The sequence below is a fragment of the Bacillus sp. FSL K6-0923 genome (genome assembly GCF_038630825.1).
Lineage (GTDB): Bacteria > Bacillota > Bacilli > Bacillales > Bacillaceae > Bacillus > Bacillus pumilus.
On sequence record NZ_CP152044.1, the window covers coordinates 1,376,818 to 1,395,321 of the forward strand.

The 18,504-nt window shown below is 41.1% G+C and carries 15 protein-coding genes; 12 read left to right on the plus strand and 3 right to left on the minus strand.

The window, feature by feature from the left end; all coding sequences use genetic code 11:
* Positions 1 to 4: 4 nt before the first annotated feature.
* The 9 genes from MHI16_RS06925 (at position 5) to MHI16_RS06965 (ending at position 10,510) form a co-directional block, all read left to right on the plus strand.
* Positions 5 to 859 carry a transcription antiterminator gene (locus MHI16_RS06925; RefSeq protein ID WP_003212366.1) on the plus strand — a complete coding sequence of 285 codons (855 nt, stop codon included), beginning with the start codon at positions 5 to 7 and terminating at the stop codon, positions 857 to 859.
* Between the two features lie 202 nt (positions 860 to 1,061).
* Positions 1,062 to 3,161, plus strand: coding sequence for a glucose-specific PTS transporter subunit IIBC (gene ptsG / locus MHI16_RS06930; RefSeq protein WP_058014136.1), 2,100 nt, complete (start codon positions 1,062 to 1,064; stop codon positions 3,159 to 3,161).
* A 93-nt stretch (positions 3,162 to 3,254) separates the two neighbouring features.
* A complete protein-coding gene (locus MHI16_RS06935; RefSeq protein WP_003211078.1) occupies positions 3,255 to 3,521 on the plus strand; it encodes a phosphocarrier protein HPr in 267 nt (88 codons plus the stop codon).
* A complete protein-coding gene (gene ptsP / locus MHI16_RS06940; RefSeq protein ID WP_058014135.1) occupies positions 3,521 to 5,239 on the plus strand; it encodes a phosphoenolpyruvate--protein phosphotransferase in 1,719 nt (572 codons plus the stop codon). Before MHI16_RS06935 ends, ptsP begins: the two co-directional genes overlap by 1 nt.
* A gap of 97 nt (positions 5,240 to 5,336) precedes the next feature.
* Entirely contained in the window at positions 5,337 to 5,579 is a 243-nt protein-coding gene (locus MHI16_RS06945; protein ID WP_058014134.1) for a transcriptional regulator SplA domain-containing protein, read from the plus strand.
* A gap of 82 nt (positions 5,580 to 5,661) precedes the next feature.
* Positions 5,662 to 6,690, plus strand: a complete 1,029-nt coding sequence (gene splB / locus MHI16_RS06950; RefSeq protein WP_058014133.1) for a spore photoproduct lyase — start codon at positions 5,662 to 5,664, stop codon at positions 6,688 to 6,690.
* Positions 6,691 to 6,805: 115 nt separating this feature from the next.
* The gene (locus MHI16_RS06955) at positions 6,806 to 8,767 is read left to right on the plus strand and encodes a methyl-accepting chemotaxis protein (RefSeq protein WP_058014132.1); all 1,962 of its coding nucleotides are present in this window, start codon (positions 6,806 to 6,808) and stop codon (positions 8,765 to 8,767) included.
* A gap of 74 nt (positions 8,768 to 8,841) precedes the next feature.
* Positions 8,842 to 9,627 carry an SDR family oxidoreductase gene (locus tag MHI16_RS06960; RefSeq protein WP_058014131.1) on the plus strand — a complete coding sequence of 262 codons (786 nt, stop codon included), beginning with the start codon at positions 8,842 to 8,844 and terminating at the stop codon, positions 9,625 to 9,627.
* Positions 9,628 to 9,640: 13 nt separating this feature from the next.
* Positions 9,641 to 10,510, plus strand: coding sequence for an NAD(P)-dependent oxidoreductase (locus tag MHI16_RS06965; protein WP_058014130.1), 870 nt, complete (start codon positions 9,641 to 9,643; stop codon positions 10,508 to 10,510).
* A 37-nt stretch (positions 10,511 to 10,547) separates the two neighbouring features.
* Here MHI16_RS06965 and MHI16_RS06970 read toward each other — a convergent pair whose 3' ends face one another.
* Complete coding sequence (locus tag MHI16_RS06970; RefSeq protein WP_058014129.1) at positions 10,548 to 11,348, minus strand: CAP domain-containing protein; 801 nt, start codon at positions 11,346 to 11,348, stop codon at positions 10,548 to 10,550.
* Between the two features lie 336 nt (positions 11,349 to 11,684).
* On the opposite strand from MHI16_RS06970, the gene MHI16_RS06975 reads away from it, so the two are divergent.
* The gene (locus tag MHI16_RS06975) at positions 11,685 to 13,808 is read left to right on the plus strand and encodes a penicillin-binding protein 2 (RefSeq protein WP_058014128.1); all 2,124 of its coding nucleotides are present in this window, start codon (positions 11,685 to 11,687) and stop codon (positions 13,806 to 13,808) included.
* 155 nt (positions 13,809 to 13,963) lie between these two features.
* Positions 13,964 to 15,793: a PAS domain-containing sensor histidine kinase gene (locus MHI16_RS06980; protein WP_058014127.1), complete on the plus strand. Its 1,830-nt coding sequence runs from the start codon at positions 13,964 to 13,966 to the stop codon at positions 15,791 to 15,793.
* Positions 15,794 to 15,817: 24 nt separating this feature from the next.
* Here the strand turns inward: MHI16_RS06980 and MHI16_RS06985 are convergent, their stop codons facing one another.
* Positions 15,818 to 16,987 (minus strand): aminotransferase A, encoded by a 1,170-nt coding sequence (locus MHI16_RS06985; RefSeq protein ID WP_058014126.1) that lies wholly within the window; start codon positions 16,985 to 16,987, stop codon positions 15,818 to 15,820.
* Positions 16,988 to 17,279: 292 nt separating this feature from the next.
* Between MHI16_RS06985 and MHI16_RS06990 the strand changes: the two genes are divergently transcribed.
* Positions 17,280 to 18,164 (plus strand): cation diffusion facilitator family transporter, encoded by an 885-nt coding sequence (locus tag MHI16_RS06990; RefSeq protein WP_058014125.1) that lies wholly within the window; start codon positions 17,280 to 17,282, stop codon positions 18,162 to 18,164.
* A gap of 62 nt (positions 18,165 to 18,226) precedes the next feature.
* Here MHI16_RS06990 and MHI16_RS06995 read toward each other — a convergent pair whose 3' ends face one another.
* Positions 18,227 to 18,379: a hypothetical protein gene (locus tag MHI16_RS06995; RefSeq protein ID WP_200964039.1), complete on the minus strand. Its 153-nt coding sequence runs from the start codon at positions 18,377 to 18,379 to the stop codon at positions 18,227 to 18,229.
* Positions 18,380 to 18,504: the final 125 nt, after the last annotated feature.

Consider the following 18,504-nt stretch of genomic DNA (forward strand, 5'->3'; position numbering starts at 1 on the left):
GGGGATGTTCATGGAATCCTTCACCGTTGATAAAGCGTTAAATAATAATGTCATCATCGCAAGACACCCTTCTTTGGGCGAAGTAGTTCTGATTGGGAAAGGAATCGGCTTCGGGAAAAAATCGGGTGATGTTCTCGATCAAGATACATTTGAAAAAATGTTTGTTCTTAAAAATACAAAGGAACAAACAGAATATAAACAGCTGCTTCACCACATTGATGAGAACATGATCGAGCTTGCCAATGACGTCATTTATCATATACGAGAAAAAATGGGACACCGTTTGAATGAGCATATTCATATTGCCCTGACTGACCATATTGCGTTTAGTTTTAAGCGGGTGCAGCAAGGATACGATATCACCAATCCCTTTATGCTTGAGACAAAATCGCTGTATCCGAAAGAATACGAGGTCGCAAAGGAAGTCGTTGAGCTCATTAACGAGCGTCCTGATGTCGAAACAAAGCTGCCAGAAGGAGAGATTGGTTTTATTGCGCTCCATATTCACTCAGCTTTAACGAATCGGCCATTATCTGAGGTGAACCGTCATTCGCAGCTCATCACGCAAATGGTCCAAGTCATAGAAGATTCATTTCATATGAAAGTCGACAGAGAAAGTATTCATTATTTACGCTTATTACGCCATATTACGTTTTCGATTGAGCGTATTAAACGGGAAGAATCTTTAGAGGAGCCAGAAAAATTGCTTCATCTATTGAAAAATGAATATCCTTTATGCTACAATACTGCTTGGAAAATGATCAAAATATTACAACATGCATTGAAAAAGCCTGTACAGGATGCCGAGGCTGTCTACCTGACACTTCATCTGTACAGATTGACAAATAAAATTTCATAGTTTCCTAGAAACGTGTAACTGATTCGATCAGGCATGAGTGACTTAAGGTAAATACAGGATAAGATCCTGTTATTTGCGCAACCTTATATCACCATGCCTTTTTTTGTGTTTGAAAGAGAAATGTAAACGGTTAACTATGAAATGGATGTCAGGGAGCGTCCCGCATGTGCGTTGTAAGCGAAAATAAAAGGAGGTTCAACTAGTGTTTAAATCACTTTTTGGTGTGTTGCAAAAAATTGGACGAGCACTTATGCTTCCAGTTGCGATCCTTCCTGCTGCTGGTATTTTACTAGCACTTGGGAATGCGATGCAAAATCCGCAGCTGATTGATGTAGCTCAATTTTTAAGCAATGATACAATTCAGCTTGTTGCAAGCGTCATGGAAAATGCAGGGAACATTGTCTTCTCGAATCTTCCGCTCTTATTTGCTGTAGGGGTTGCCATCGGTCTAGCTAATGGAGACGGTGTGGCAGGGATTGCCGCAATTATCGGTTATCTTGTCATGAACGTGACAATGAGTGCCGTATTAATGGCCAATGGATCAATTCCATCTGATTCCATCAAATTGGCTAAGTTCTTTAAAGAAAGCCATCCAGCGTATATTAATATGCTTGGCATTCCGACCTTGTCTACCGGCGTCTTTGGCGGGATTATTGTCGGGGTATTAGCAGCTTATATGTATAATAAATTTTATAAAATTGAGCTTCCGCAATATCTCGGCTTCTTTGCTGGAAAACGCTTTGTTCCAATTGTTACATCTATTTCAGCACTTATTTTAGGGCTTTTGATGCTAGTCATTTGGCCGCCAATCCAAGGTGCACTGAACTCGTTCTCAACGGGACTGCTCGCAGCGAATGAGCCGCTTGCTGCCTTTGTATTCGGTGTCATTGAACGCTCATTAATTCCGTTTGGTCTGCACCACATTTTCTACTCGCCATTCTGGTATGAGTTCTTTAGTTATAAGAGCTTATCAGGTGAGCTTGTCCGTGGTGATCAGCGTATCTTCATGGCACAAATCAAAGATGGTGTTCAGCTGACAGCTGGTACATTCATGACAGGGAAATATCCGTTCATGATGTTTGGACTCCCAGCAGCAGCACTTGCGATTTACCATGAAGCAAAACCAAAGAATAAAAAGCTTGTCGCTGGAATTATGGGATCAGCAGCCCTGACTTCTTTCCTAACAGGGATTACTGAACCGCTTGAATTCTCATTCTTATTTGTTGCACCAGTGTTATTTGCAATCCACTGTGTATTTGCTGGATTATCCTTTATGATAATGGATATTCTAAACGTGAAAATCGGTATGACCTTCTCAGGAGGATTAATCGACTTCTTCTTATTCGGAATCTTGCCAAACAGAACTGCTTGGTGGCTTGTGATTCCAGTTGGTCTTGTACTTGCCGTTATTTATTACTTCGGATTTAGATTCGCTATTCGCAAATTTAATCTGAAAACGCCAGGCCGTGAGGATGAAGCAGCTGACGGTGCAAGTAGTGCTAAGTCTGAAAAGGGTAATGACTTGCCTTATGAAATTCTTGAAGCAATGGGTGACCAAGAAAACATTAAACACCTTGATGCTTGTATTACGCGTTTACGTGTTACTGTGAATGATCAGAAGAAAGTGGACAAAGACCGCTTGAAAAAGCTTGGTGCTTCAGGAGTTCTTGAAGTAGGAAACAACATTCAGGCTATCTTCGGACCACGCTCTGATAATTTAAAAACACAAATGCAGGACATCATTGCAGGCCGCACGCCTCGTCCAGCGAAAGACCCTTCTGCAAAAGAAGAAGTCAGCCAGCAGGTCGAAGAAGTCATTGCAAAACCGCTTCAAAACGAGCAAGGTGAAGAAATCTTTGCTTCACCAATTACAGGGGAGCTTCATCCGATTACAGATGTACCAGATCAAGTATTCTCAGGGAAAATGATGGGTGACGGTTTCGCCATCTTGCCAACAGATGGAACGGTGGTTTCACCGGTGAAAGGGAAGATCTTAAATGTATTCCCAACGAAACACGCAATTGGCCTGCAATCTGATGGTGGACTTGAAATTTTAATCCACTTCGGTATTGATACGGTCAGCCTCAAAGGAGAAGGATTTGAAGCATTTGTACAAGAGGGAGATCAAGTAGAAATCGGTCAAAAACTCTTAGAGGTTGATATTGATAAAATTAAGTCTGAAGTACCATCTTTAATGACACCAATTGTATTTACCAACTTAAGTGAAGGACAATTTATTGACCTTCAAAAATCCGGTGAAATCAACGCTGGTCAAGAAAACATCATGAAAATTTCAAAATAATTTTCATAACTGCCGTTCTTGTTAGATGACAAGCTCGGCAGTATGATATAATATTGTGGATGTATTAATTGTATAAAAAGGAGATTGATAAAAATGGCTCAACAAACATTCAAAGTAACTGCAGATTCTGGAATTCACGCACGTCCTGCAACAGTTCTTGTACAAACTGCTAGTAAATATGATGCTGATATCAACTTAGAATATAATGGTAAAACAGTGAACCTGAAATCTATTATGGGTGTAATGTCTCTAGGAATTGCGAAAGGTGCTACAATCACTATCTCTGCTTCTGGTTCTGATGAAAATGATGCACTTGCTGCACTTAAAGACACAATGAAAAGTGAAGGCCTAGGCGAGTAATGCAACAACTGAAAGGAATCGGTGCTTCAGCAGGCGTTGCGATTGCAAAAGCATATCGTCTGGAAGAACCAGATTTAACAGTTCACCAAAAAGACATCAACGATCCAGAGACAGAAGTGAAGCGTTTTGAAGAAGCAATTCATGTTTCTAAACAAGAACTTGAAGCAATTAAAGAACATGCGCTAAAAGAGCTTGGCCAAGACAAAGCAGATATCTTTTCTGCACACCTTCTTGTGTTAAGTGATCCAGAGCTGCTAAACCCAGTAAAGGATAAAATCAACTCTGATAAAGTAAATGCTGAATTTGCTTTAAAAGAAACAGCGACAATGTTTGTCACAATGTTCGAAGCAATGGACAATGAATACATGAAGGAACGTGCAGCGGATATTCGCGACGTAACAAAACGTGTAACTGGACATTTGCTAGGCGTTGACATTCCGAATCCAAGCATGATTTCTGAAGAAGTCATCATCATTGCTGAAGATTTGACTCCTTCTGATACAGCTCAGCTGAACAGACAATTTGTCAAAGGTTTTGCGACAGATATCGGCGGTCGTACTTCTCACTCAGCAATTATGGCAAGATCAATGGAGATTCCAGCTGTTGTTGGAACAAAAGAAGCAACAAAAACGGTGAAAAACAATGATCTGATCATTGTTGATGGTATTAGCGGAGACGTCATCATTCAGCCTTCTGAAGATGAAGTGAAAGCGTATCAAAAAAAGCATGAAGACTACTTAGCTCAAAAAGCGGAATGGGCGAAACTTGTTGATCAGCCAACGGTCACAAAAGACGGCGTTCACGTAGAGCTAGCTGCAAATATCGGAACACCTGAAGATGTAAAAGGTGTACTTGAAAATGGCGGCGAAGCAGTCGGATTGTACCGTACTGAATTTTTATACATGGGCAGAGATCAGCTTCCTACAGAAGAAGAGCAGTTCGATGCATATAAAACTGTTTTAGAGAGAATGGAAGGCAAAGCAGTGGTTGTCCGCACACTAGATATTGGTGGCGATAAAGAACTTCCTTACTTGCAGCTTCCAAAAGAAATGAACCCGTTTCTTGGCTTTAGAGCGATCCGCCTTTGCCTCGAAGAACAGGAGATTTTCAGAACACAACTACGCGCCTTACTTCGTGCAAGTACATATGGAAACTTGAAAATCATGTTCCCTATGATCGCGACGTTATCAGAATTTAGAGAAGCAAAAGCCATTTTACTTGAAGAAAAAGAAGCATTGGTTGCCGCTGGTACAGACGTATCCGATTCCATTGAAATCGGTATAATGGTAGAAATTCCATCAACAGCTGTCATCGCAGACCAATTTGCAAAAGAGGTTGATTTCTTCAGTATTGGAACGAATGACTTGATTCAATACACAATGGCTGCTGATCGAATGAACGAACGAGTGTCTTATCTTTACCAGCCTTACAATCCAGCGATTTTACGTCTGATTACGCTTGTTATTGAAGCAGCGCATAAAGAAGGTAAATGGGTTGGCATGTGCGGTGAGATGGCAGGAGATGAAATCGCCATTCCTCTTCTACTTGGATTAGGATTAGATGAATTCTCAATGAGTGCAACATCTATTCTTCCAGCAAGAACTCAGCTAAGCAAGCTTTCTAAGGAAGAAGCTGCATCATTTAAAGAGCATATTTTATCACTTAGCACTACAGAAGAAGTGGTTGATTTCGTGAAGAAAACGTTTCAACATAACTAAGTGAATTCAAACCAGACAGTCACCCTGTCTGGTTTTTTTGTCGAATTTTATCATATTGGGTCATATCCGTCAGAGAGAAGGGCATTCTATAAGAAAAATGGAGGTGACCAGATTGCCTTTCTCAGACTATCAACCGGGTGATCAAGTCTATGTGATTTATCGAAATCCACATGCAGCAAACGTAGCACAAATCAAAGAAGCAGAAATTGTTTCACATCCATACAACGAAGAGGAGCTTGCCCTATTTTTACTTGAAACGTACCATCCTTTAGCTCCAGATGATGCGGTCTTTTCGACATATGAAGAAGCAGAAGCTCTTTATCAAGATTTGTTTGAATAAGGGAGATTTTAGAAAGGATAAAAGCCATCCTGCACGGTTAAAGTAACGGTATGAAAACCTATAGGGTAAGGATGTGCTAAATATGATCAAACCTTTTGTGCCCCAGCTTGTGTACATTGAACCACGGGCGTTAGAGTACCCGTTAGGACGAGAGCTGAAGGAAAAGTTCGAGGGTATGGGGATTGAAATAAGGGAAACGACTTCACATAACCAAGTAAGAAATATTCCGGGTAAAAATGACTTGCAAAAGTATCGTAATGCGAAATCAACGCTTGTCATTGGTGTGAGGAAAACATTGAAGTTCGATACGTCTAAACCATCTGCGGAGTATGCGATCCCTTTTGCGACAGGCTGTATGGGACATTGTCATTATTGCTACCTGCAAACGACGATGGGAAGTAAGCCATACATTCGAACATATGTGAATGTTGAAGAAATATTAGATCAGGCGGAGCAGTACATGAACGAACGTGCGCCAGAAATCACGAGATTTGAAGCTTCTTGTACGTCAGATATTGTAGGAATTGACCATCTGACACATACACTAAAGACAGCAATTGAATACTTCGGCCAGACTGATCTTGGTAAGCTTCGCTTTGTGACCAAATTTCATCATGTCGATCATTTACTTGATGCAAAGCATAATGGCCGGACAAGATTCCGCTTTAGCATCAATGCGGATTATGTCATTAAATATTTCGAACCCGGTACATCACCGTTAGATCAGCGGATTGAAGCGGCTGTCAAGGTTGCGAAAGCAGGTTATCCCCTTGGCTTTATTATTGCCCCAATCTACATTCACGAAGGCTGGCAGGAAGGATATAAAGTTCTTTTTGAAAAGCTCGATGCAGCTCTACCTGAAGATGTGAGGCACGATATCACCTTTGAGATGATCCAGCATCGTTTTACAAAACCAGCGAAGCGTGTGATCCAAAAAAATTATCCGAAATCAAAATTAGAATTAGATGAAGAAAAAAGACGTTACAAGTGGGGGAGATATGGAATTGGAAAATATATCTATCAAAAAGATGAGGAACAAGAACTAAGACAGACGTTAGAATCATATATCGATCAGTACTTTCCGAATGCAAAAATTGAATATTTTACTTGAAGCAAGCCTTTATGGCTTGTTTTTTCTATTTAAATTTTCTCACAACTATTGAATGCGGTACCAATTTTGCCGATATACAAAATAAGATACGAAAGTAGGATGTAGGGGTGATGAGATGTTTAAGAAACTTCAGGTGAGAATAGCTGTTTTCATCTCAGTTATTTTAATTTTAACCGTTGTGGCAGTTCAAGTGGGTTCCAACATAGTATTAACACCACTCATTGAACGGGATGCAAAAACGACCACAGTAGCAACAGCAGAAAGCATGAGAGATATTATTGCTCAAAAGCTTGATAATTACGGGGATACAATTAACAAACTGGCAACAAGTACACTGACAGAAGATTTTGCTCAAAAGCAAACAAAACAAACATTAGCCTTTGAAAACGATGAACTAAAAGGCTTGCAGGAGCAGGATGAACTGATTTCACTTGTCTATATAGGAACAAGTGACGCCAAAATGTTTGCCTTCCCAGAATCTGATTTTGGTGAAGGATATGATCCAACAAAGAGAGATTGGTTTATCAATTCTGCTGAAAAGCCTGATGAAGTCATCTGGACAGATCCGTACATTGATAAAGCAACGAATGAAATGGTTGTCTCAGCCACCAAGGCAATTGTGCGAAATGGAAAAGTTATTGGAGTCGCAGGACTTGATTTGAAGCTGTCTTCCATTCAATCGTATATTAAGGAACAAAAGATTCCTTATATGGGAACTGCTTTCTTAGTTGATGGCAAAGGAACGATTTTGGCACATCCAACTGAGCAAGGAAAAAACATATCAAAAGTCGCTTCTGTAAAAAAAGCGGTCGACAATTCCGGTATTGATGATAAAAAAGAACTGACGGTTATTTCTAAAATCAAAGAAGCAGACTGGACAATAGGTGTCAGCTTTGAGAAAAAGAAACTGCTTTGGATCACAGAACAAATGAATCAGACAAGCATCATTATTTCAGTGATTGCCATTATTATTGCGATCATTCTCAGTTTCTTATTAGCAAAAAGCATTACAACGCCAATCAAGCGTCTGATCGAGCATGTGCGTAAGGTATCTGAAGGTGATTTAACCAGCTCACTTGAAACAAAATCTCAAGATGAGATTGGTTTCCTCACAAAGAGCTTTAATCAAATGACCGAGGGAATCAGAGAGTTAATTGAAAAAGTGAAAGGGGCTTCAGATCAAGTTGTGACATCAACGGATGAAGTGACCCAAATTTCAAATGAAACCCTGCTGTCGAGCGAGCAGATTGCAACGGCCATTCAAGAGGTGGCAACAGGGGCGACTAAGCAGGCTTCAGATGCAGAAACGATTAATGAGAAATCAGAGCATTTGTATGAGAAAGTGCGCCATATGGGCGAGCTTGCCTCACAAATGCAAACCAACTCAAAATCATCAGAAGACGCAAGCTATAAAGGGCTAGATGCACTTGGGGTGCTCGTCCAAAAATCAACAAAAGCGAGCGAAGAATCGAAAAAGGTAGAGCAAATGCTGCTAGACCTGGAGCATAAAACAAAAAATATTGAAAATGTAGTGACAGCCATTTCTCAAATCTCGGATCAAACGAATTTACTTGCACTGAATGCAAGCATTGAAGCAGCGAGAGCTGGAGAAAGCGGACGAGGCTTTGCTGTTGTTGCAGAAGAAGTCAGAAAACTTGCTGAACAATCTGCGGAATCAACAAAACACATTAGTGAAACCGTTAAACTCATTCAAGATGAATCGAAGAAGGCGGCTGAAGCGATGACAGTAGCAAGTAAGATGAATGAGGAACAAGGTGACGCCATTAATGCAACAGGCGAGGCACTCAGCAGCATCACCATGGAAATGCAGGCACTTGTCGGATCAATCGACAGCATTCATACACAGATCAATGAAATGACAGAAGAACAGCAGAAGATGAGTGACTCCATTCAAAGCATTGCTGCAATTTCTGAAGAATCTGCGGCTTCAGCTGAGGAAGTACATGCGTCTACAGATGAACAAGTTCAAGCGTTAGAAAGAACGAAAACTTCGACTGAAATGCTGAACGAATCAAGCCAGGCGTTACGTCAGGCGGTTGACAGATTTAAGGTGTAATCAAGCAGAAAGGAACCTTGCGACGTGAGCAAGGTTCTTTTTGTATGATAAAATAAAGCAGAGGAGGTGTTGACATGAATGTCAATTTATCTGGAAAAAAAGCATTGGTTGCTGCAAGCAGTCAAGGTATTGGAAAAGCCATTGCCTTTGCTCTAGCAAAAGAGGGAGCAGATGTCATGCTTTCAGGAAGGCATGAGCACACGCTGAAAGAAACGGTGAAAGAATTATCTCCGCTTGTAAAAGGAAAGCTGACTTATCAAGTATGTGATGTGTCTGATGCGCAGCAAATCAAGGCGCTAGTTCAAGCGGCAGCTGGTGATGAGAAGTATCTAGACATTCTTGTGAACAATACAGGCGGGCCTAAAACAGGGACGCTTGAAACCTTAACAGATGAAGACTGGATGGAATCATTTCAGCTTCATTTACTCAGCTATATTCGATTATTAAAAGAGGCCTTGCCTTATTTGAAAAAACGCGGTGCACGCGTGTTAAACATTGCGTCTATGTCAGTAAAAGAACCGATCCCAGGCTTGATGCTGTCAAATACTTTTAGACCGGCTATTGTGGGCTGGACAAAAACAGCCGCTCAGGAGCTTGCCAAGGATGGGATTTTGATTAATACGTTAGCCCCAGGAAAAATTGAAACAGACCGAGTCAAACAGCTGGACAAGCACCGCGCGCAGGCAGAGCACCAAACGGTTGAAGAAATCAAAGCACAGGCTGAACATGCGATTCCGCTTGGCCGTTATGGACAGCCAGAGGAGTTTGCAGCATATGCAGCTTTTCTTTTATCTGAAGCAAGTACATACATGACAGGTCAAACACTTATCATTGATGGTGGATTGACAAAGTCTCTTTGAGGAGGAATAAGTGATGACAATCAAAACAGTTGGTTTTATTGGAATTGGTGTAATGGGACGCAGTATGGCAGAACATTTAATGGATGCAGGTTATGAAGTTCTCGTTTATACAAGAACAAAAGCAAAAGCAGATGCACTCATTCAAAAAGGCGCATCATGGAAGCCGGCAGTGAAGGAAATTGCACAACATGCAGATGCTGTCATCACAATGGTAGGATATCCATCAGATGTAGAAGAAATCTATTTAGGGGAAGAGGGGCTTGTGGCACATGCTACGCCTGGTACTTATCTAATTGATATGACTACATCGAAGCCTCAGCTGGCAAAAGATATTGAAGTGAAAGCGAAAGAAAAAGGGCTGTTTGCCTTAGATGCACCAGTTTCTGGCGGAGACGTAGGCGCAAAAAATGGAACGCTTGCGATCATGATTGGCGGAGAAAAATCAGCCTATGAAGCGTGTCTGCCCTTATTTGAGAAAATGGGTGAAAACATTCAATATCAAGGACCTGCAGGAAGCGGCCAGCATACCAAAATGTGTAACCAAATTGCGATTGCAGCAGGTATGGTAGGTGTCGCAGAGGCTATGGCCTATGCCGAAAAATCAGGACTTGATCCAGAGCACGTGCTCAAAAGTATAACAACAGGCGCGGCAGGAAGCTGGTCCTTGTCAAACCTTGCACCAAGAATGCTGAAAGGTGATTTCGAGCCAGGGTTCTACGTGAAGCATTTTATTAAAGATATGGGCATAGCACTTGAAGAAGCAGAGCTGATGGGAGAAGAAATGCCAGGACTCTCACTTGCAAAGTCACTATATGAAAAGCTGAGTGAGCAGGGAGAAGAAAACAGCGGCACACAGAGTATATATAAATTATGGGTGAAATAAAAAAGCCTGTCCCATATAGGGGACAGGTTTTTTGATCTTATTTTCCGATGAATTGCTGCGTCCAGTAGTTGCCAGATTTCACATAACCAACACCGATATGTGTATAGTTTTTGTTTAAGATATTGGCTCTGTGACCTTCACTGTTCATCCAAGCAGTCACCACTTCTTGAGGAGATCTTTGACCTTGGGCAATGTTTTCACCTGCTGATTTGTAAGTGATCCCGAATTGCTTCATTTGATCAAATGGAGATCCGTAAGTCGGGCTTGTATGAGAGAAGTAGTTTTTATCTTTCATATCTTGAGATTTTGCGCGAGCAGATTTGCTTAGCTTTGAATCAACAGAAAGTGCTTTTAATCCTTGCTTTGCACGCTCTTTGTTTGTAAGCTCAACGACTTCTTTTTCAAATGCATTCAAGCTGCTGTCTGCTTTTGCTGCTGTTGTGTCTTTTTGGTCAGCTTTTGTATTGTTATTGTTGTTTGTGTTTTGTTTTGCTGGCGTACTTGGTTTAGAAGCAGTAGGTTTTTTCACTGATTCTTGTTTTTGTTCATTTTTTGCTTTGTTTACTTCTTTCACCACTTTTGTGCCAGTAACAGGTTGACCGCTTTTGATTAGCTTGTTTAAAAGAGCTTCGATCTCTTTTTGATTCGACTTGCTTAGCTTGTTTACATCTGAAGAGATATGTAATTTTGCAGCTAATGTATGAAGGTCAATAGTTTGATGCTGTACTTGTATCACTTGTTTCAGGTTAAGCTCCTTCGCATCAGCTGAATGTCCCCCAGTGAACGTGATGAGTGCAGCAGCCGTTAGCGCTGAAAAAAAGAATGATTTCTTCTTCATATTGTAACTCCTCCTAAAATCTTTGTTTTGTTTTCTCACAGAAAATCATAACATGGACTTTTTGTTATAAACGTACCAGCATCCTCCATTGACAAGACCTTTTTGTCATTTTTGTTAAAGTCATAAAAAAATCCGCCTCATATCAATGGATAGGGGATTCTTCCATTTAATGAAAACGACATAAACATACCAATATTTTAAAGTGTTAGTATATTTTTTTTCATAATAGGGATTGACAGCTTTTTTTCACTTGTTTCGCTGTAACAACTATTACAAAAGTGTTACAATAATGAGTGGTAATTGTAAAAGATTGAAAGGATGAGAGGAGCTACATAAGTGGGAGAGAAACAGCATCAAGGTGGTGCCGAACAGAAAAAATTCAAGCGCCGGAACGCCTGGAGGATTAATCTCTTTTTCTTCGCTGTCTTTAGTTTATTTGCTGTACTTGTGATCAAGCTTGGTGTGCTGCAGATCGTCAATGGTGAGGATTATAAAAAGCAAGCAAACCGAACAGAGGTCAAAACAGCATCATACCCGTCCCCAAGAGGAAAAATGTATGACGCGAGAGGAAGAGTCGTCGTTGATAACGAAAGTGTACCTGCCATCGTTTATACATCAGAAAGCGGTGTGAAAGCGAAGGATAAGATTAAAGTAGCAAGAAAACTTGCGACTTATATAAAAATGGATACTGATTTTTTGAGAGAGCGTGACATTCGAGATTTTTGGCTGGCAAGCCATCCGAAAGAAGCGGATAAGCTCATTTCAAAAGCAGAGCAAAAAAAACTTAAAGCAAAAGATGTCTATCCGCTTCAAGTAGAGCGTGTGCCTAAGGAAGAGGTCAAGGCGATCGAAAAAAATGCAGAGGAAAAAGCAGTTGCAGCGATCTATCGTAGATTTACAGGCGGATATGCCTTTGAGCCTCAAATCGTGAAAGCAATGGACCCAAATGAAGAGAAAAAAGGGGACGAAAAAGTTGCTTTACTCGATGAAACAAAAGAGTCAAAGCAGACATCATCTGTGAGTTTGACCTATGAAGAGATTTCACTTGTGTCAGAACATCTTGATGAACTGCCTGGCGTGAATGTCATCAACGATTGGACAAGAAAATATCCGTATGAGAAGACCCTTTATAATGTACTTGGCGGTGTGACTACACCAGAGCAGGGGATTATAAAAGAGCGTGAAGATTACTATATGGCAAGAGGCTACTCACGTAATGACCGAGTAGGGAAGAGCTATTTAGAGTATCAATACGAGGATTTTCTGAACCCGGAGAAAGCGACCGTTCAATATACTCAGGTTGGCGGGAAGCTGCTCGATGAAATCAAGCGGACAGAGGGACGAAGAGGACTTGACCTTGCACTGACATTTGATATGGAGCTGCAAAAGGAAGTCGACAAGATCGTCGAATCAGAGCTTAGATCCGCTAGTGCGAGAAACTATATGATGGACCGCGCATTTGTCGTGATGATGGACCCGAACACTGGGGATGTTCTTGCGATGTCTGGAAAGAAAATGGACGGCAGAGACGTCACTGATTATGCCATCGGAACATTTACGACCCAGTACGAAATGGGCTCTGTAGTCAAAGGAGCCACAGTACTTGGCGGTTATCAGGACGGAATGTCGCACAACCAATCTTATATGGATACACCGCTCTATTTTGCAGGAAGTGGAAAGCCCAAGAAGTCTTACAACAATCTGGGGTGGGTCAACGATCTGCGAGCACTCCAAAAAAGTTCGAACGTCTATATGTTTCATGTGGCGATGAGAATGGCAGGTATTACCTATCAACAGAATGGGCCGTTACCAGCAAGACCTGAGCACCTGCAAAAAATGAGAAACTACTATGCGCAATTCGGTCTTGGCGTGAAAACAGGGATCGATTTGCCGCAGGAATCAAGCGGGATGCAGACACATCCGAAGACGGTCGGCGGACTTTTGCTCGATGAAGCAATTGGCCAGTATGACACGTATACACCGCTTCAAGTTGCCCAGTATATGTCAACGATCGCTAATGGTGGAAATCGCGTTCAGCCAAGAGTGGTGAAAAGCGTTCATCTTCCAACGAAGAAGGATGAAGTAGGTCCAGTCGTGAAAAAATATGAGCCGAAGGTATTGAACACGATTAACAACTCGAAAGCAGATATTGACCGTGTCAAAATGGGACTGAAAATGGTCACATCGACCGGCGGTACTGCCGCAGGCCGCTTTGGTCAGCATGATGTCGCAGGAAAAACAGGCACAGCCCAAACCTTCTACTATGGTGCCAACCGCAGCTGGTGGGGGAATGCCACGTACAATTTAACCTTTGGGGGATATTATCCATCGTCCAATCCAAAAGTGGCTTTTAGTGTCGTGACGCCTTACGTCTCAGATAAAGATTCTGTCATTAAAACCATCCCAAGTAAAATTGTTGATAAGTACGTTGAATTACAAAAGAAATACGAAAAGCAGTAAACAGCAGAGAGCACAGCAAGAGAATGTGCTCTTTTTTGCTGAAAATATGGACGTTTCCCTCGATGACGGAAGGAAAATACGGGTTTTCTAGCGAATCTTTTTTATACATCAATCTAAGGACAACCCTAAAAAATGAAAAGGAGGGTCGGACGACGATGGAACAAAAAATGAAAGATTCGAATCAGCTTTATTCGAATATCGATTTACATGCCGTTCTTTCTTCTAATGGCCGCTTTCTCTACATTTCTTCTAACTGTAAGCAGCTTTTGCTCTATGAACAAAAGGATTTACTAGGGTGTTTTTTGAAAGACTTTGTTCATACCGAAGATCAATTTCTCGTCGAGAGTTATTTCTACAATCAGCACATGCTGGAGATTTGCCACTTTAGGCTGCTGAGAAGTGACCTAACAGCTGTATGGATTGAAGCTAGTATTGATTTTGTTGATTGTGATGAGTTAGACAGTGAATTAAGTAGAGAAATGATCCTAAAAATGAGGGTGCTGGACGCTGAACCGCAAAAAACAGTATTTCAAACAACATCAGAAGTGTCAGAACAGTCGTTAGGCAGTCTGCCGGCTTTCCAACATGTCAGTGAAGCTGAACAATTGATTGCCATGCTGCCAAATCCGTTATGTATTACGATTTTAGGGGAAATTGTTTATGCGAATGATGCGATGCTTCAATTAATGGGGGTCAGTACAAGAGATGACATGATCGGCAAAACTGCATTTGACTTTATTGCTGAGGAGTACCATGACATTGTGAGAAGCCGAATTACGAGGCTGCAGCAAGGTCTTCCAGTCGGAATGATTGAACAGATATGGAAGCGGAAAGATGGGAGCAGCATTCATATCGAAGTGAAGTCATCACCAACGATCTATCAAAATCAGCGGGCAGAGCTTTTGCTGTTAGTAGACATCTCATCCCGTAAGAAATTCCAAACCGTTCTGCAAAAAAGCCGGGAGCGGTATCAGCTGCTCATCCAAAACTCCATTGATACGATTGCGGTCATTCACGATCACAAATGGGTGTTTATGAATGAATCAGGCATTAAATTATTTGAAGCTGAGCATTACGATAAATTAATAGGGAAAGATATTTTCCATCAAATCCATTCCTGTGACCAGCCAAAAGTGAAAAAGAGCATATCACGTATTATTAAAAGAGTATCAGATTCTGAAATTGTCACGATGAGCTGTCATACATTTAAGCACAAGCTGATCTATACAGAAATGGTGTGTATCCCAACTACATTTTTTGGAGAAACAGCCGTTCAAATTATTTTAAGAGATATATCCGAACGTAAGCAGACAGAAGAGCTCATGCTCCGATCTGAAAAATTATCGATCGCAGGTCAATTAGCTGCTGGCATTGCACATGAAATCAGGAACCCATTGACTGCCATCAAAGGCTTTTTGCAGCTCATTAAACCGAAAACAAAAGATCGGGATCAATATTTCGAGATTGTTTTCTCTGAGCTGAGCCGGATAGAAATTATTTTAAGCGAGCTGCTCATGCTGGCAAAACCGCAGCAAACGGCATCGATGCAGACACTAGATTTGAAAAAAATCATCAGCGAAGTCACGGCTTTATTAGAAACACAAGCGAACTTAAATGGCATTTTAATGAACACAAGTGAGATAGAAGAGGGCCTCCTGATGAACGGGGATCAAAATCAGCTCAAGCAGGTGTTTATCAATTTAATCAAAAATGCCGTAGAATCCATGCCGGACGGAGGGAAGGTTGACATTACGGCCAAAGCAGAAAGAGATGGAATCCATGTCACCATTCGTGATGAAGGGGTCGGTATTCCTGAATCGGTCATGAAGCGAATAGGAGAGCCCTTTTTAACGACAAAGGAAAAAGGGACTGGACTTGGCCTTATGGTCACATTTAATATTTTAGAAAATCACAACGGGACGATCCGTGTAGATAGTCATCCCGAAAAGGGCACCGTATTTCACATCATGTTTCCTGCAAAATAAAACAACGGCAGGAGAGCCGTTGTTTCAGTCTGTTAAATGAATGGAACGTTTTTCAAGAACGAATTGTTCTAGGCGGTCAAGTCCTTCTTTCAGTGTTTCAAGTGAATAAGCATAGGATAGACGCACATACCCCTCGCCGAGTGGAGAGAAAGCAGACCCTGGTACGACAGCAAGTCTTGTGCTTTCTAACAGCTCCATACAAAAATCAAAGGAACTCATCCCAAACGATTCAATGGATGGAAAAATATAAAAAGCGCCAGAAGGCTTAATGACCGGAAGCCCCATAGAAATGAGCCGATCGTATACATAATCGAGCCTTTTCTTATATTGCTCTCTCATGATGAGTGCATCATCCACACCATTTGTCACAGCTTCAAGTGCCGCCTTTTGTGAGACAGCCGAGGCACAAGACACGTTATATTGATGTACTTTTAATACATGTTTAGCAATTGGAGCTGAAGCAAATAAAAAGCCAATTCTCCAACCAGTCATGCTATGAGACTTAGACAGTCCGTTAATCACAATGGTCTGTTCCTTTAAGAAAGAAGCGATTGAATGATGCGGCCGGTCAAATGTCAGCTCGCTATAGATCTCATCGGATAAAATAAAGATGTCTTTTCCTTCAAGTAGCTGGGCAATCTCTTTCAATTCTTCTTCTGAAAGCGTGACACCAGTTGGGTTCGAAGGATACGGAAGCACAACACACTTTGTCTTTTCCGTTAATGCATCCTCAATCAGCTTGGCATTTAATTTAAAGCCAGCATTCGTTGTGTCGATATGTACGGGCTTTCCGCCACACATTCGAATGATCGGTTCATAGCCAGGGTAGACAGGTCCAGGTAAAATCACTTCGTCACCCTCTGACAAAATGGTTCGAAACGCAGCATCAATCGCTTGACTTGCACCTGTCGTCACAATGATCTCTGACTCAGCTTCATAATCAAGATTGACTTTCTTCTTGATGTAATGCTGGATCGCTTGCCTTAGCTCTAGAAAACCAGCATTATGTGTGTACGAGGTGAAATTCTCATCAATGGCTGCTTTGGCAGCTGTCTTGACATGATGCGGCGTATAAAAATCGGGCTGGCCTATCGTCAAAGAAACGACATCCTCATATGACGATACGAGATTTGAAAATGTTCGAATGCCTGAAATTTCAATATCCTTTACTCTTGGATTCAGCAAATGCTCCATTTCTCATCACCTTAAAAATTTATGTTTTTATCCTATTTTACCATTCACTGCATAAATGTCACCTGCGAAAGGCACTGGATATCATTATCTGTAGTCTATTCTCCTATTCATCACAGCATGAGTGATATATTGAAGAAAGAGCAACATTTATTATAGCGTAACCTCACGAGAAAATACAGGCTGCGATGAACATGATTAGAAAGCAGCAAAACTGTGTAAACTGAAAGAACGAGAGAATCAAGTCATGGGAAGTGCTTTCATAGACATACGATCTCCTAAAGGAGGACGATAAATGGAACAATCAGCGAAGACATCGAAAATAGCGTTTCTATCCGTGATGAGCAACACATTTGTTGTCATCTTAAAAATCATTGTAGGTCTGCTCACTGGATCTGTTGCGGTGTTATCAGAAGCTATTCATTCTTTTCTCGATTTAATGGCATCATTTATTGCATTTATCTCTGTTCGTATTTCAAGAAAGCCAGCAGATTCGAAACATCCTTATGGACATGGAAAAGTCGAAAATATTTCTGGAACGATTGAAACTCTGTTGATTTTTGTTGCAGGCATTTGGATCATCTACGAATGTGTTCACAAATTAATGCATCCAGAGCCAGTCAAGCTGCCTGTACTTGGCATTGTGGTCATGCTAATAGGCGCGATCATCAATTTTATCGTATCGAAGGTTGTGAACAAAGAGGCGGAAAGGGTCCATTCTGTCGCCATGAAATCGAATGCATTGCATCTGTTAACAGATGTGTATACGTCATTAGGGGTGGCAGTCAGTTTATTGCTTGTCGCATTAACTGACTGGTATTTCCTAGATCCGATCATTGGAATGATACTTGCTCTTTTTATTATGCGCGAAGCATTTAAACTCATGAAAGAGGCTTTCCCGCCGCTTGTAGATGCCCGGCTAACGCCCGAGGAAGAACAATCGATCGAAGCAATCATTCAAGGATTCAGTCAGGAGTTCATCGAATATCATGACTTTCGAACAAGACGATCCGGTGCAGAGGAATATATTGATTTCCATTTGATTGTAGATGGCAAGACAACGATTGAAGATGTTCATCAATTATGTGATCGAATTGAAGAGAAGATTCAGCAAGAATTTCCGCATGCACAAATCTTTATTCATGTAGAACCTGAAAGTGAAAGAAGCACGCAAATGTAAAAAAGGCGATCAACCAACTTAGGTTGTATCGCCTTTTTTTACGCTTCATCTATGAAATGAAATCAATATCCATAAGCAGTATCGTAATCTTCATACCAAGAGATATAAGCTGCGTCATCATTTGACAAATCATGCTTCATGTCTAAAAAATCGGCTTCGCAAATATCTTCAACCACAGTCATTTCATTGTTCTTTAATAGTACGACAGTTCCCATCATGAACACCTTTCTTTAAAAAATCCTTGACTATTGTACCATGTGAAGAATGATTGTCAACAGCAGAATGGAAACAAGACGAAAATATCACAAAATGTTAAAAAATCAGGAGGTAAAAGAACTAA

Bases quoted from the DNA above. Each gene is read 5' to 3' on its own strand.
- MHI16_RS06945 (WP_058014134.1), top strand. From the start codon at position 5,337: ATGGAGGTGACCAGATTGCCTTTCTCAGACTATCAACCGGGTGATCAA.
- MHI16_RS06985 (WP_058014126.1), bottom strand. From the start codon at position 16,987: ATGGAGCATTTGCTGAATCCAAGAGTAAAGGATATTGAAATTTCAGGC.
- MHI16_RS06935 (WP_003211078.1), top strand. From the start codon at position 3,255: ATGGCTCAACAAACATTCAAAGTAACTGCAGATTCTGGAATTCACGCA.
- splB (WP_058014133.1), top strand. From the start codon at position 5,662: ATGATCAAACCTTTTGTGCCCCAGCTTGTGTACATTGAACCACGGGCG.
- MHI16_RS06995 (WP_200964039.1), bottom strand. From the start codon at position 18,379: ATGGGAACTGTCGTACTATTAAAGAACAATGAAATGACTGTGGTTGAA.
- MHI16_RS06990 (WP_058014125.1), top strand. From the start codon at position 17,280: ATGGAACAATCAGCGAAGACATCGAAAATAGCGTTTCTATCCGTGATG.
- MHI16_RS06980 (WP_058014127.1), top strand. From the start codon at position 13,964: ATGGAACAAAAAATGAAAGATTCGAATCAGCTTTATTCGAATATCGAT.
- MHI16_RS06970 (WP_058014129.1), bottom strand. From the start codon at position 11,348: ATGAAGAAGAAATCATTCTTTTTTTCAGCGCTAACGGCTGCTGCACTC.
- MHI16_RS06965 (WP_058014130.1), top strand. From the start codon at position 9,641: ATGACAATCAAAACAGTTGGTTTTATTGGAATTGGTGTAATGGGACGC.
- ptsP (WP_058014135.1), top strand. From the start codon at position 3,521: ATGCAACAACTGAAAGGAATCGGTGCTTCAGCAGGCGTTGCGATTGCA.
- MHI16_RS06925 (WP_003212366.1), top strand. From the start codon at position 5: ATGTTCATGGAATCCTTCACCGTTGATAAAGCGTTAAATAATAATGTC.
- MHI16_RS06960 (WP_058014131.1), top strand. From the start codon at position 8,842: ATGAATGTCAATTTATCTGGAAAAAAAGCATTGGTTGCTGCAAGCAGT.
- MHI16_RS06955 (WP_058014132.1), top strand. From the start codon at position 6,806: ATGTTTAAGAAACTTCAGGTGAGAATAGCTGTTTTCATCTCAGTTATT.